The 13,866-nt window shown below is 35.9% G+C and carries 12 protein-coding genes; 8 read left to right on the top strand and 4 right to left on the bottom strand.

Translation table 11 applies throughout. The features are described 5' to 3' along the window. Positions 1-125: 125 nt before the first annotated feature. Both BLP81_RS05295 and der read right to left on the bottom strand, forming a co-directional pair. A complete protein-coding gene (locus BLP81_RS05295) occupies positions 126-2,891 on the bottom strand; it encodes an outer membrane beta-barrel family protein (protein ID WP_245686414.1) in 2,766 nt (921 codons plus the stop codon). An 87-nt stretch (positions 2,892-2,978) separates the two neighbouring features. Further along, positions 2,979-4,283 carry a ribosome biogenesis GTPase Der gene (der, locus tag BLP81_RS05300; protein ID WP_093366628.1) on the bottom strand — a complete coding sequence of 435 codons (1,305 nt, stop codon included), beginning with the start codon at positions 4,281-4,283 and terminating at the stop codon, positions 2,979-2,981. Between the two features lie 112 nt (positions 4,284-4,395). On the opposite strand from der, the gene BLP81_RS05305 reads away from it, so the two are divergent. Beyond that, positions 4,396-4,905 carry a hypothetical protein gene (locus BLP81_RS05305; protein ID WP_093366631.1) on the top strand — a complete coding sequence of 170 codons (510 nt, stop codon included), beginning with the start codon at positions 4,396-4,398 and terminating at the stop codon, positions 4,903-4,905. Here BLP81_RS05305 and era read toward each other — a convergent pair. Continuing rightward, positions 4,902-5,819 (bottom strand): GTPase Era, encoded by a 918-nt coding sequence (gene era / locus BLP81_RS05310; protein ID WP_262501425.1) that lies wholly within the window; start codon positions 5,817-5,819, stop codon positions 4,902-4,904. The genes BLP81_RS05305 and era overlap by 4 nt on opposite strands. 74 nt (positions 5,820-5,893) lie before the next feature. On the opposite strand from era, the gene BLP81_RS05315 reads away from it, so the two are divergent. From BLP81_RS05315 to BLP81_RS05335, 5 genes are all read left to right on the top strand, one after another. Then, positions 5,894-6,421, top strand: coding sequence for a hypothetical protein (locus tag BLP81_RS05315; RefSeq protein WP_093366634.1), 528 nt, complete (start codon positions 5,894-5,896; stop codon positions 6,419-6,421). 16 nt (positions 6,422-6,437) lie between these two features. Next, on the top strand, positions 6,438-7,694 hold the full coding sequence (locus tag BLP81_RS05320; protein ID WP_093366637.1) for a PAS domain-containing sensor histidine kinase: 1,257 nt from the start codon (positions 6,438-6,440) through the stop codon (positions 7,692-7,694). Next, positions 7,687-8,724, top strand: a complete 1,038-nt coding sequence (locus BLP81_RS05325) for a response regulator (RefSeq protein ID WP_093366640.1) — start codon at positions 7,687-7,689, stop codon at positions 8,722-8,724. The genes BLP81_RS05320 and BLP81_RS05325 overlap by 8 nt, the downstream gene beginning before the upstream one ends. A gap of 96 nt (positions 8,725-8,820) precedes the next feature. Continuing rightward, positions 8,821-9,612: a universal stress protein gene (locus BLP81_RS05330; protein ID WP_093366643.1), complete on the top strand. Its 792-nt coding sequence runs from the start codon at positions 8,821-8,823 to the stop codon at positions 9,610-9,612. A 56-nt stretch (positions 9,613-9,668) separates the two neighbouring features. Beyond that, complete coding sequence (locus BLP81_RS05335; protein ID WP_143002813.1) at positions 9,669-11,120, top strand: AsmA family protein; 1,452 nt, start codon at positions 9,669-9,671, stop codon at positions 11,118-11,120. Position 11,121: 1 nt separating this feature from the next. Here BLP81_RS05335 and BLP81_RS05340 read toward each other — a convergent pair whose 3' ends face one another. Then, positions 11,122-11,958 (bottom strand): universal stress protein, encoded by an 837-nt coding sequence (locus BLP81_RS05340; protein WP_093366648.1) that lies wholly within the window; start codon positions 11,956-11,958, stop codon positions 11,122-11,124. A 141-nt stretch (positions 11,959-12,099) separates the two neighbouring features. Here BLP81_RS05340 and rimP point away from each other — a divergent pair, with 141 nt between their 5' ends. Further along, entirely contained in the window at positions 12,100-12,573 is a 474-nt protein-coding gene (gene rimP, locus BLP81_RS05345; RefSeq protein ID WP_093366651.1) for a ribosome assembly cofactor RimP, read from the top strand. A 7-nt stretch (positions 12,574-12,580) separates the two neighbouring features. After that, positions 12,581-13,816, top strand: a complete 1,236-nt coding sequence (gene nusA / locus BLP81_RS05350) for a transcription termination factor NusA (protein WP_093366654.1) — start codon at positions 12,581-12,583, stop codon at positions 13,814-13,816. Positions 13,817-13,866: the final 50 nt, after the last annotated feature.

Consider the following 13,866-nt stretch of genomic DNA (forward strand, 5'->3'; position numbering starts at 1 on the left):
AAAGGGTCTTAAAGAGTCTCTTCTTTTTACCTGTAAAAAATCATTCTCCTGAAGAATACAGGGTTTCTAGGATTACATCATGATGGTTTTTTCATAACCCAACAGTGATTTACACCGAACTGGTCTTAAAATCTACGCCTGGAATTTGGATCTTTTCCTCCAAACTTGCTAAACTTATAAGTAAAACTCAACATAAAGTAACGTTCCAGTATCAACTGATCGGTGTCCTGAACGAAGTCATCTCCAGTCTGTCTTCGGGTTCCAATATTTTCGTCTAGTAAATCGAAAACTTTAAATTTTAAAGTGGCATTGTCTTTTAAAAACTGATAACCAAGACTCATATTCCATTGCAAGGAAGTTGACCTGAAATCTGCTGCAACATTACCATACTTGAAGTAAGTAAAATCATTACCGAAAACTACATTTTTTGGCCAGTAAGTTGTCGCTTCCAGTGAAAAATTAAGATTGGTGAACTCTTCATTTCTATTGGAATTTATGTTGAAATTCCTCAGGTTATAATCCAGACCAAAACCAGGGTTTAATGTTATAACTTGGTCTTTTTCGTAAGTAACACCCAAATAAGGGGAGACCACATAATTTTCACTTTCAAATTGCTGACCGTTAGTAAACCCTAAATTTTTACCGTATTGGCCAGAGAGATTTCCTCTTAGCCGATAAGTGTCTTTGTTTACTGCTTTAATTTGCTTGCTATAATAAAAGTTAATATTTGCATTCTGTGCTCCACTAATATTATCATAAGTAGTTGTTCTCAATAAGTCTTCGTTGGTTTCTGTAACCTGCACTACCTGGTCTGAGGTGTAATTATAAGACATATAAAAACCATAACCTGAACGCGATTTAAAATCAAAGTTATTATAATTCAAACTCACGTTTTGATTAAAAGAAGGCTTCAAATTAGGATTCCCCTCTATGATATTTAGTGGATCCGTTTGTATTCTTACCGGTTGTAATTGCTGAATGGATGGAATGTTATTACTATTCCTGTAATATAAGCTTATCCGCTTGGACCTTTCAAATTCATATCTAATATTGGCACTTGCAAACAGATTATTAAAGTCATTATTGAATTCAATATTCTGAATTAAATTTTCAGTTCTTAATTGTGTATTTAGCAGACCAAGATTGAAGCCTGTTCTCAATTTATCGCCTTCATAACGTAAACCAACACTTGGAATATGAGTTTCTCCTTTTACTTTGAATTCGTTACTCAGGTCTTCATTAAAATCTGAATAACTATTGGTAGTATTATCAAAATCAAAAACACTTCTTTCATTCTTACTGGATTCAATTTCATAAGAATATTCTACATCCAGAAATAAATTTTCAGTCATCACAGATCGATAGCGAGTTTCAAGTTGATATGTGTCTGAATTGTTATCTTCAGAAATTAATTGATCCTGGATTTGTGTGCTTGGATTAGCGCCAAAGGTTTCCCTACTGGAAAAGAAAAAGTTGTCGCTTTCACTTTTGTTGTTTTCATTTTCAAAAGAAAAATTCAGAAACGCACCTCTACTCCCAAACTTCCTGGTAATGGATAAATCATTACTAAAAGTAAAATTCAAGTTATCATTTCTGTTTTCAGTTTCGGATGTATTGATAAGGTTTCCTTGTTCATCTAAAGACTGGGAAATACTGGAGCTTTCTGTTGTTCCTGTGTTCCCGTTTATTGAGGGTCTGATGTTAATCCTAGTTAGCGTATCTGGCTTAAAGGTGAAATTCACATTACCTCGGTGAGAATTGTTATCTCTAGTTGCATTGCTTTCAGAGTTGGTGAAAAACCGTCGATCTGGAAGAATATTCTCTCTCCTTGTAGACGTCCGGGTATCTGTTTTATTATTTCCAAAAAAATAATCTGCAGCCAACTCGTACTCCTCTCCCCATTCATTTACAAAATTAAGACCAGCTGTCTCTGACTTAGTAATACCCGTATTATTTCCGAAATTGAGTCCATTAATACCAAAACTTCCTCCACTCACTGTGATGGATCTTGCTCGTCTTCCCATAGCATCAAAAACTTCATCGAAAGTAAAACCGCTGCTGTTGATGTTATTGGAACTTGCTAAAACACTAAGTCGCAATTCATCTTGGAAATAATTGGCAATTCCACTCATTTCATACCGGTCATCTGTACCGCCACCTAAAGTAGCTCTGGAGAAGTACCCTTTGTTTTTATCTTCATCTATGGTGATGTTAATGGTTTTATTTTCAGAATCTCCCTCTTCCCCGGTAAATTCCTGGGATTGGGTTTTTGTATCTACAACCTGAATTTTGTTGATGATGTCCTTAGGTAAATTCTTGGTTGCAATCTTGGGGTCGTTGCCAAAAAACTCTTTTCCATTCACCAAAATTCTTTGAACCGGTTTGCCGTTGACCGTAATGTTACCCGCAGCATCGACTTCTACTCCTGGCAGTTGCTTCAGGGTTTCTTCCAGATTGGCATCTGGCCGAGTGCCAAAAGAAGACGCATTAAATTCTAAGGTGTCTTTTTTGATGGTTATGGGGGCGCGATTCACATTAATGAGCACCTCATCCAAATTATTGGTAAGCTCTTCAAGTTTGATTATGCCTAGGTCGATGGATGAATCCGACAGTGAAATGGTTTTCACGAAAGGCCTCATCCCTGCAAAACTGATGTTTAATCGCGCTCTGTTTTCCTTTGTTTTAACTGAAAGTTCAAACTTGCCAGAGCTATCCGTAATGGTATAATTCAACAATGTTGAATCCTTTAAGGTCTCCACAAAAACAGTCGCTGAACTTAACCTAACATTAGAAACACTATCGAATACCTCACCTTTAAGAGTGTATTCCTGTGCAAAAGACGTAAAAACAGTAAAAAAGAAAACAGAAGCTAAAAGGATTTTTTTCATCATAGGTTTGTCGGTTAACAGACCTAAGACTAAAAAAAAATCCAATTGTTAAATTGGATTTTGAAAAACTCAGAGTATTTATCCAAGCAACTACTTTTTTCTCATGTAAATAGAAATCGGAACGCCTTTAAAATCAAATTCCTGTCTCATTTTATTTTCAATAAAACGCTTGTAAGGCTCTTTCACATACTGAGGAAGATTACAGAAAAACGCAAACTGAGGTTGAGGGGTTGGCAACTGAGTGATGAATTTAATCTTCACATATTTACCTTTCAAAGCTGGGGGAGGATTATCAGCAATGATGGGAAGCATGACATCGTTTAGCTGTCTGGTTTTTATTTTTTTACTGCGGTTTTTATAAACCTCAACAGCCGTTTCAATAGCCTTGTAAATTCTCTGTTTATTTAAAACCGAAATAAATACAATCGGTACATCCACAAAAGGAGAAATTTCCTGTCGGATTTTAGCTTCAAAATCTTTCATGGTATTGGTTTCTTTTTCAACCAAATCCCATTTATTGACCAAAATCACAACGCCTTTTCGGTTCTTTTCTGCCAGCCAAAAAATACTTTGATCCTGTCCTTCAAAACCTCGTGAAGCATCAAGTACTATCAAACAAACGTCAGCATTTTCAATAGCTCTTACGCTTCGCATGACAGAATAAAACTCAAGGTCTTCCTTCACTTTAGCTTTTCTACGAATCCCCGCTGTATCTACAAGTTTAAAATCAAAACCAAACCTTGTGTAACGTGTATCGATAGAATCTCTTGTTGTTCCAGCAATATCGGTAACGATATATCTCTCTTCACCAAGTAATGCATTGATGAATGAGGATTTTCCTGCATTAGGACGACCGACGATAGCAAACTTTGGTAAATCTTCATCAATTTCAATCTCGCGTTCAGGAAGCTTTTCTACAATCGCATCCAGCAATTCACCGGTACCCCCCCCACTCGTGGCAGATATACTGTAATATTCACCAAGACCAAGGTTGTAAAACTCAAGAGCATCGGTTCTGTTTTTATTGGAATCTACTTTATTGACACAAAGCACAACTGGTTTGTTCACTCGACGAAGCAATTTGGCCACATCCTCATCCATTGGCGTTATTCCTGAAATCACATCGACTACAAAAACAATCACATCTGCTTCATCTATAGCCAACTCAACCTGCTTATCAATTTCCTTTTCGAACACATCATCACTGCCAACTATGTACCCACCAGTATCAATAAGCGTAAATTCACGACCGTTCCAGTCGGATTTTCCATAATGTCTATCGCGAGTCACACCACTAACAGAATCTACGATAGCTTCCCTGCGCTTAATCATTCTATTAAAAAGGGTGGATTTTCCTACGTTTGGTCGGCCTACAACGGCTACAATGCTATTCATTTTTGTATTTTAAATAATTTGCAAAGTTACGTCTTTAATTAATCATAGAGTACAATACTTTACAAAAGCTGTAATTTACAAAATTTGTGTAAATTTTGACCTTTAAAAAATCATGGCCGACCTGATCCGTATTGAAGAATTAAATGAGCAGCTTCAACTCAAACCTAGTTTTAAAGTTGAAGTGGCTGACCTGCATAATCTTGAAAAAAAATTAGTTTATAAAAAAGTGGACTGCTTTCTAGCAGCAGAAATCAAGCGCTTGGATGATCATATCTGGTTATCCATTCCAAAAGCCGACAGAACCTATTATTCTCCGCGCTTGCATATCGAAATTGAACAAAAAGAAGAGAAGTACGTTTTACATGGCACCTTTGGTCCCGACCCAGGTCTGTGGACCATGTTTATGTTTGTTCACTTTTTTTTAGGATTGTCTTTTATAGGTCTGCTTGTATGGCTTTATACCAATATGACTTTAGGCCACTCCAGCACACTGGTCTACATATTAATGTCAATAATTGCTATATCATGGATAGCCCTTTACATGTTCGCCCGACGAAATCGGCACAAAGCAACACCACAGTCAAAGCAATTACTCAAAGCCTTATCCAAGCTTATTGGCTAGCTGTTGTCATAACCAAATCGCTTGAGCTGATTCGGGTTACTACGCCAATTCTTATTGACCTTCACAAAGGTTTCCAGGTGTATTTTCTTGTCGAAAAACTTCTCCAGATCCTTTCTGGCTTCAGTCCCCACTCGTTTTATAGCCGACCCTTTATGCCCTAAAATGATCGCCTTTTGCGATTCACGCTCAACCATGATCACACTTCTGATATGAATTATGGAATCGGACTCTTCAAAACTTTCGGTTTCCACCTCAACGCTGTAAGGAATTTCCTTTTTGTAATGCATAAGGATTTTCTCTCTGATTTTTTCGTTGACAAAAAATCGCTCGGGCTTGTCTGTGAGTTGATCTTTGGGATAAAAAGGAGGAGATTCCGGGAGCAGTTCCAGAATTCTATTGAATACTTCTGCTACACCAAAGTTCTCTAATGCTGAGATTGCAAAAATTTCTGCATTCGGAAGTTGTTCCTGCCAATGCTTTTGCTGCTCCAAAAGCAAGGCTTCGTTTCCTTTATCTATTTTATTCAAGAGTAAAAGTACAGGCATTTCTGCATGTTGAAGCTTTTGAAAAAAAGCTTCATCTTTCAAGGCCTTTTCTCCAAGTTCTACAAGGTAAAGCAGAACATCTGCATCCTGAAAGGCAGATTTGACAAAATCCATCATAGAATTTTGCAATTCGTAAGCCGGTTTCAATATCCCGGGGGTATCGCTAAAAACCATCTGAAAATCTTCTCCGTTGACGATTCCAAGTATTCTATGACGTGTAGTCTGTGCTTTGTTGGTAATAATGGAAAGTTTTTCTCCAACAAAAGCGTTCATCAGTGTTGATTTCCCGACATTTGGATTTCCTATAATGTTTACAAATCCTGCTTTATGCGTTTTAGTTTCGATAATTATTGATTTAATTTTAAACAAAAATAAGCAATTCATTTTAACCTGAGGCATACAGACTTAGCTTGAAACCCTATATTTGCAGAAAACCAAAAGTCATGAAAAAATTATGTATTGCTATAGTTCTATTTTTTTCTATGAATGCGATTGCTCAAACTGAATCAACGTTTACCTACACAGAATTTCACGAACCAAAAATCAATATTGCTTACCTGATACTGGGAAACTTTGATGTGTCCTACGAATATTTGATCAATGAAGAAACTGGAGTAGGAGTTAATTTAATGATCCCTTTTGACGATTATGTGGAATGGAACATCAATTCCAATTTCACCGGTTACTTCAGATTTTATTTTGGAGAGAACTATGCAGATGGTTTCTTTGGCGAAATATTTGCCAATCTCAACAGTGTAGAAGATAGCATTGAAATTGAAGGGGGGAGTAGAGATGAAGACATCACAGATCTGGCTTTAGGGCTAAGTGGTGGTTACAAACTAGTATCTCAGAGCGGCATCGTTTTAGAAGTATTTCTTGGCGGTGGCCGAAACCTGTTTAGCGAATACAATTCTCAGCGTAACTTCGATTTCGTTTTAAGAACTGGCCTTAATATTGGATACAGATTTTAATTTAAACTGATTAATCTTGAGTCAAACCGATTTTCAAAAAAATTCAAAAATCTTCAATCTCCTTTTTGAAGGCATCTCCGAAGGAATTATTGTAGTAGATGACAGTCAGCATGTGGTTGAAGTCAATTCTGCTACAGAAGTTATGTTTGGTTATAACAAAGGAGAGCTCATCAACAAACATCTTGATGTCCTGATCCCAAAAGACTATAGATCAAACCACCACAAACACGTGGATAAATTTATAGATAATTCTGAGAAACGACAGATGGGACATGGCAGAAATATCTATGGTTTAAAAAAAAATGGGGAGATTTTTCCTGTCGAAGCCGGGCTTAATCCCTTTCAATTTGAAGGTGAGCGCTACGTCATGTCTCTGATAAGTGACATCACTCAAAGAAAAACCCAGCAGCAGGAAATAGAGGAGCTCAACAGGGATCTGGAGCAAAAAATCGACAAGCGCACTGAAGAACTGAAGTTGACCATTCAGGAGTTACAACACTCCAATTCCAAACTGGAGAGCGAAGTTTATAAAAGAAAACAAGCAGAATCCAAGACCAAAAAAGCACTGCAAAAAGAAATCGAACTCAACGAGCTTAAAACCAAGTTTCTATCCTTAGTATCACATGAGTTTAAAACTCCGCTCAGCGGAATATTAACCTCCTCTACTTTGGCTAGCAAATACACTCAAACCGAGCAGCAGGACAAACGAGAGAGACACTTAAGCACCATTAAAAACAAAGTGCATTATCTCACAGGCATTTTATATGATTTTCTTTCCATTGAGCGTTTAGAATCTGGTAAAGTCACCTACAAATTTGAGGAGTTTAGTTTGATTACCCTTGTCAACGAAGTCATCTACAATGCCAATGTTACTTTAAAAGACGGTCAAGAAATCCTTTATCCTCAAAATCTTCAGGACATAAGCTTAAGGCAAGATAAGCATGTCTTAGAACTCGTTTTATCCAATTTATTAAACAATGCCATCAAATATTCACCAGAAGATACCAGCATTTATTTTGAAGTAGATACCACTGAAGCTAATCTGATTAAATTCAGAATAAAAGATGAGGGCATTGGTATTCCACAACAAGACCAGAAGCATATTTTTGAAAGGTATTTTAGAGCAGAAAATGCTTTGAATAACCAAGGGACCGGGATTGGACTCAATATTGCAAAAGTTCATCTGGAAAATCTAAAGGGCTCTATTTGTTTTGAGTCCATAGAAGGGAAAGGCACTACATTTTATATAGAAATACCTAAAGTTCATGAGTAGTAAAATTTTACTAATTGAAGACGACAAAACCGTAAGAGAAAATACAGCAGAACTGCTTGAATTATCTCAGTATAAAGTAGAGACAGCTTCTAACGGTAAAATCGGTATAGAAAAAGCTCCTGTTTTTATGCCCGATATCATTGTTTGTGACATCATGATGCCTGAGATGGATGGATACCAAGTTTTGGAGAATCTATCCAAAGACAACGCCTTAAAAAAAATTCCTTTTATTTTCTTATCTGCCAAAACCGATCACAAAGATGTAAGGAAAGGAATGAATCTTGGAGCAGATGATTACCTCACCAAGCCTTTTGAGGAGGAAGAACTTATAGATGCGATAGAAAGCAGATTGGCAAAAGCGGACATTATAAATTCCTCTGAAAACAATCAAGTATCAAGCCTTAACCTGCAGTCTTTCGAGGCTTTAAAAGAAGTTTTTAGGAAAGAACGCATAAAGACTTTTGAAGCTGGCGAACTTATTTTTGAAAGCGGCCAAGCCTCAAACTCAATTTATCTCATAGATAAAGGTGTGGTTAAAACTTACAAGCTTGAAGAAAATGGAAAGGAACTTATCACAGCTATTCATAAAGTGAATGATATTTTTGGTGATATAAGTTTTACAAAACAAAACAGTGTTTCTGAATTTGCTTCAGCTCTGGAAAATACATCCGTGTTTGAAATCTCTACTGAAAAAGTCAAAACTATTTTCAACCAGCACCCCCAAGTGATGTTCGAATTTATAGACCAGCTTGGAGACCACTTAAGCGAGACCAAAACTCAACTCATGGATATGGCGTACAGTTCTGTAAGAAAGAAAACGGCACAAAGTATTCTGTTATTTTCTGAGCGTTTAAAGAAAAACAAGTTGAGCCAAATCCGTATTTCCAGAGCAGACCTTGCTGCTGTGGCAGGTATTGCTTCTGAAAGTTTAATCCGGACGCTTTCCACCTTTAAAAAGGAAGGTATTATCGATGTGGAAGGCAGAAATATAAAGATCAATGATTTTGAAGCCCTGGAGCGAATCGTTTAAAAATCCTTTTCAAGAAAACCAATAAAAGAGAATCTGATTTATATCATATTTTCAATTTCATTCTCCATATACCTTTGCATTGATAGAACTTGATCTATGAATGTCGTATTACTATCTGATTTTTCAACATTATCCACTCATATGCTGGATTATGCTGCAATGCTATTCAAAAATCAGGAAGTAAACTTCACCGTTTTACATGTAAAATCACCTTGCCTGAAAGAAGGTTGTCGTGGAAAATGCAGCCTTGTTTTTGATAAAAAACTGAAAAAAAATCAGCAAACCTTAATGAATCACGGCTTTGATAAAGAACGTATTCAAACCTTATTTATCGAGGGTTCATTCATAGAGAGCATTCGACATGTTATTGTCGAAAACAAAATAGATATGATCATGCTTGGAAATTCTAGCAGAGAGGTCTTCGAAACAGGATTGTTTTTTGATAAAAAAACCCTGGAAATTATCACAAAGGTAAAATGCTCTGTGATCTTAATTCCAGAGCAAGCGCGTTTGAAAGTGCCAAAGACAGTACTGTTACCTACAGATTTTTCCATCACTTCAGATTACAGTATCTTCAATATCCTGACTTCTCTTGCTTTTGTCAAACAAGCAGAGCTTTCTCTTCTCCCTACAGGGCTAAACAAAGCATTAGGACCAAATAGAAGACACGCTAAAGCTTTGATTTCTGAGGCGGTAAATTCACTTGAATTTAAAAGTGTAAAAGAAATTAAGCTTTCTTCAAAAGCAGCTTTTATCAATGAGTTTGATCTCGTTATGGTAATGGCAAAAAATTTAAGTATTTTTCAGAATTTATTCAGCACCTCCCCTGCTTCGCTATACATACCCGAAGTCCCAATCCTTTTCCTGCACGATACAAGGAAGTTGTAAAAGAAGATGTTTTGTTAGAAGTTTTTATGTAATTTCAAGCTTCCAACCCAACTGGAATGAAAACATTTTTTAGATATACTTTTATTCTCATGTTGTGCCTTCTTTTGGGTATTATTATTTCTAACTTTTTCGTCTCAAAAAAAATAAAAATACTTATTTCAGAAGAAACCGCTCTCTCCTACTCAAGTCTAAGCGTAAATATATTCACAGGAAATTTAACTTTAAAACAAGTCAGATTTAATGAAGCCGGTCAGGAAATCAGGATTGAAAAAATCCGTCTCAACGCAGAAATTATTCCTTATATAACTGAAGGAAAAATCAGTATTGAAAGCATCGAGACCAAAGGCTTGAATTTGAAAATTTATGCGGATTCAAGTTTAGAAAACAGAACATTTAAGAAAAGTATCCTTCTCAATATCGGAAGACTTCATTTAGAAGATTCAAAAATAACAGTTGAAAATGATGGTCAAACAAAGTTTGAAATAGCTCAACTCAATCTAAAAGCGGAGAATATCAAATGGCCCCTCGATAAAACTTATGAATGGCTTAGCAATGAAAGTTTAGAAATAGAGGCGAAAAATTTGAAATACAGCATAGATACTCTGCATGATTTCAAAACTGAATCTTTGGATTTTTCAAACAAATCCCTCAGATTATCCGAGGTTTCGGTAGAGCCTAAATTTACCAAATCAGAATATATCCATCATATTCAAACCGAAAAGGATTGGATGAATTTGAAGTCTAAATTCTTAAAAATCTCCGGGATTGAGCTTCTTGAAAAAGAGGACTTGCTTTATGTTTTCTCCGATAAAATTCAGGTTGACACTACCGATTTTCATATTTACAGAGACAAAACCATTGCAGACGACACATCATATAAGCCCTTGTACAGTCAAGCCCTAAGAGATCTTGACTTTCAACTTAAGGTAGATTCATTATTATTCTCTGAACTCGACCTTACCTATCAGGAATTAGTAGATCAACGAAAAAAACCCGGAGAAATCAAATTCAATTCCATTCATGGGCATATTTCAAATATTCACAACTCCCTGAATGCAAAGCAACCAGATATAAAAGTTGCCGCTAAAGCAAAATTTTCTCAGAATTCTGAAATTTTATTTCATTTGAATTTTGTCCCAGATCATGAGCAGTTTTATGTCTCTACCTATTTGGCCCAAATAGAAGATAATTCTATCAATAGTTTTTTTGGGCCTAATATGCAAATGGAATTGGATGGTAAAATAAAAGAAATTAGAACGGCAATCTATGGTAATAATACGGAAATGAATGGAGAGTTCAGCATGGCTTATGATAAGTTGAAACTGGATATTCTCAATAAAAATGGTTCTAAAAACAGCTTTGCAAGTTTACTGAGTAATGCTTTGATTAAAAATAAAAATGTCGATAAAACTCATACATTATCAGATATTGAAAGAAATAACACAAAATCATTTTGGAATTATGTGATGATATTTCACTCCCAGGGTTTAAAAAATTCATTATTATAATTTAAATCTTAAAGGTGATGATTGGTTTTTTCATATGATTGATCACATCTTCTGCCAGACTACCGCTCATAAAGTGAGAAATTCCCTTTCTTCCATGAGTTCCTATTCCAACTAAATCAGCACTCACCTTAAAGGCAAAATTCCGAATTCCTAGCTCAATAGTTGCGTCATTATAAATATGAAATTGGGAAGGATTGAACTCTATGTTTTTTGTAAAATCATTAAAGAGTGTATCTAGCTCTGCTGTAGTCTTAAACTTGTGAGGCGTGTTGATATAAACGAGTTGAAGCTCAACTCCAAGAAGTTCTGAGAAATTCAAAGCCTCCCTGAAAGCTTTCCTGCTACTTGTAGAAAGATTGGAAACAAAGATAAAAGTATCTATTTTGAAAACAGGTAATTCTTCTTTAATCACTAAAACTGGTATCTGAGAAAAGCGAACCACTTTTTCTGTGTTGGAACCTATAAATATTTCCTGTAAGCCATCAGAACCATTGGAACCCATGACAATAAGATCACATTTATGTTTTTTTGCTATTGAAATTATTCCGTCAAAAGCCTCATCAAACTCTACTGTTTCGTGAACTTTGATACCTTCCAAATAATATTTCATCTCATCAAAGGTCTCTGAAAATTTTTTATGAGCAAGTTTCATGAAAAATAAAGACTCGGGGAGGTCACCACCTACTCCCTCGTTCATTGGATCTATGAGTTGTAAAGGAAGATCCAGCAAATGAACAAGAAAGATTTCACAATCATATCTTCTGGCAATTTGAGCAGCCACTTTCAATGCTTTATTGGCTTGCTGTGAAAAATCCGTAGGAACAAGTATTCTTTTCATAATGAAAAATTTTTTAAACTTTATCCAAGTTACTTCAAATTATAAAAAAACAGGCTCTTTTATAACTGATAAATTATTATTACATTTGCAAAGTTTTGAATATGAGGGGACAAATTAGTCCCCTCTTTTTATAAGTAAAGAATGGCTTTAGAGAAAGAGCAGGTTATGACCTTGGTAACAGAAGGTTTAGAAGAAGATAAAGGTCTATTTCTCATCGATTTACAAATTACTGGAGGTAACAACATCAAGGTAATTATTGATGGTGACAGAGACTTATCCATTTCAGATTGTGTGAATATCAGCAGAGCTATAGAGCACAATCTGGATAGAGAAATTGAAGACTTCGCACTGGAAGTTGCTTCCTGTGGAGCTACAGAACCTTTAACCTATCCCAGACAATATCAAAAGAATGTAGGTCGGAAATTAGCTGTAGTCACTAAAGAAGAAAAAATTGAAGCGGATTTGGTTGGCGTTGAAAACGGTAAAATCCACCTGAAGTGGACAGCTAAAGAGCCAAAACCCGTTGGAAAAGGCAAGCATAAAGTACAAAAGGAAAAAAAAATAGCTTTCGAGGATATCGAGAAAGCTCAAGTTATAATAAATTTTAACAAATAAAGATATTATGGAAAATATCGATTTGATCAACTCATTTTCAGAATTCAAAGACGACAAATTAATTGATCGAGTAACTTTAATGGCCATTCTTGAAGACGTTTTCAGAAACGCTTTGAAGAAGAAATTTGGACAAGACGACAATTTTGATATCATCATCAACCCGGACAAGGGGGATTTAGAAATCTGGAGAAACAGAATTGTTGTAAACGATGGAGAAGTTGAGGACGAGAATAAGGAGATTTCACTTTCAGATGCCAGAAAAATTGAACCCGATTTTGAAGTCGGTGAGGATGTTTCTGAAGAAGTAAAGCTTTTTCAATTGGGTCGAAGAGCCATTTTAGCTTTAAGACAAAATTTGATTTCAAAAATTCACGAACACGACAGTACCAATACCTTTAAATATTTTCAAGATTTAATTGGAGAAATATATACCGCAGAGGTTCATCACGTCAGACACAACGTAGTGATCTTGTTAGATGATGACGGCAATGAGCTTATCATTCCCAAGGAACATCAAATCCCAGCTGACTTCTACAGAAAAGGAGACAGTATAAGAGGTGTTATCGATAAAGTAGAATTAAAAGGTAATAAACCTGTCATTATACTATCGAGAACATCCCCTGTTTTCCTGGAAAAGCTATTTGAGCAAGAAATTCCTGAAGTCTTTGATGGATTAATCACTGTTAAAAATGCAGTAAGAATCCCGGGAGAGAAAGCCAAAGTCGCCGTAGATACCTACGATGACAGGATAGATCCCGTAGGCGCCTGTGTAGGGATGAAAGGTTCACGTATTCACAGCATTGTAAGAGAGCTTGGGAATGAAAATATTGATGTCATCAATTATACAAACAATCCCCAACTATACATTCAGCGTGCATTAAGCCCGGCAAAAATTGTAAATATTAAGCTGGACGAAGAAAAGAAATATGCTGAAGTCACTTTAAAACCTGAAGAGGTTTCTAAAGCCATTGGACGAGGAGGACATAACATCAGATTAGCCGGTCAGCTGACTGGTTTCAATATCGAAGTCTTTAGAGATGGTATTGAGGAGGAAGATGTAGAATTAACAGAATTCAAAGATGAGATCGAAGACTGGGTCATCAAGGAATTTAGCAGAATAGGATTGGATACTGCCAAAAGTATCTTAGAATTAGACGTAAGCGATCTCGTGAGAAGAACCGATTTGGAAGAAGAAACGGTTCAGAACGTGATCAAAATTTTGAAAGAAGAGTTTGAAGAATAGATTATTTAAACTCATCTTTGTAACATTATATAAGAGGTAATATTAGAGGC

The sequence above is a fragment of the Psychroflexus sediminis genome (genome assembly GCF_900099815.1).
Taxonomy (GTDB): Bacteria; Bacteroidota; Bacteroidia; order Flavobacteriales; family Flavobacteriaceae; genus Psychroflexus; species Psychroflexus sediminis.

Excerpts from the sequence above, each read along its gene's own strand:
- BLP81_RS05330 (WP_093366643.1), top strand. The coding sequence starts at position 8,821 with ATGAATGTCGTATTACTATCTGATTTTTCAACATTATCCACTCATATG.
- BLP81_RS05325 (WP_093366640.1), top strand. The coding sequence starts at position 7,687 with ATGAGTAGTAAAATTTTACTAATTGAAGACGACAAAACCGTAAGAGAA.
- BLP81_RS05340 (WP_093366648.1), bottom strand. The coding sequence starts at position 11,958 with ATGAAAAGAATACTTGTTCCTACGGATTTTTCACAGCAAGCCAATAAA.
- BLP81_RS05315 (WP_093366634.1), top strand. The coding sequence starts at position 5,894 with ATGAAAAAATTATGTATTGCTATAGTTCTATTTTTTTCTATGAATGCG.
- BLP81_RS05335 (WP_143002813.1), top strand. The coding sequence starts at position 9,669 with ATGAAAACATTTTTTAGATATACTTTTATTCTCATGTTGTGCCTTCTT.
- nusA (WP_093366654.1), top strand. The coding sequence starts at position 12,581 with ATGGAAAATATCGATTTGATCAACTCATTTTCAGAATTCAAAGACGAC.
- BLP81_RS05295 (WP_245686414.1), bottom strand. The coding sequence starts at position 2,891 with ATGATGAAAAAAATCCTTTTAGCTTCTGTTTTCTTTTTTACTGTTTTT.
- BLP81_RS05305 (WP_093366631.1), top strand. The coding sequence starts at position 4,396 with ATGGCCGACCTGATCCGTATTGAAGAATTAAATGAGCAGCTTCAACTC.
- der (WP_093366628.1), bottom strand. The coding sequence starts at position 4,283 with ATGAATAGCATTGTAGCCGTTGTAGGCCGACCAAACGTAGGAAAATCC.
- rimP (WP_093366651.1), top strand. The coding sequence starts at position 12,100 with ATGGCTTTAGAGAAAGAGCAGGTTATGACCTTGGTAACAGAAGGTTTA.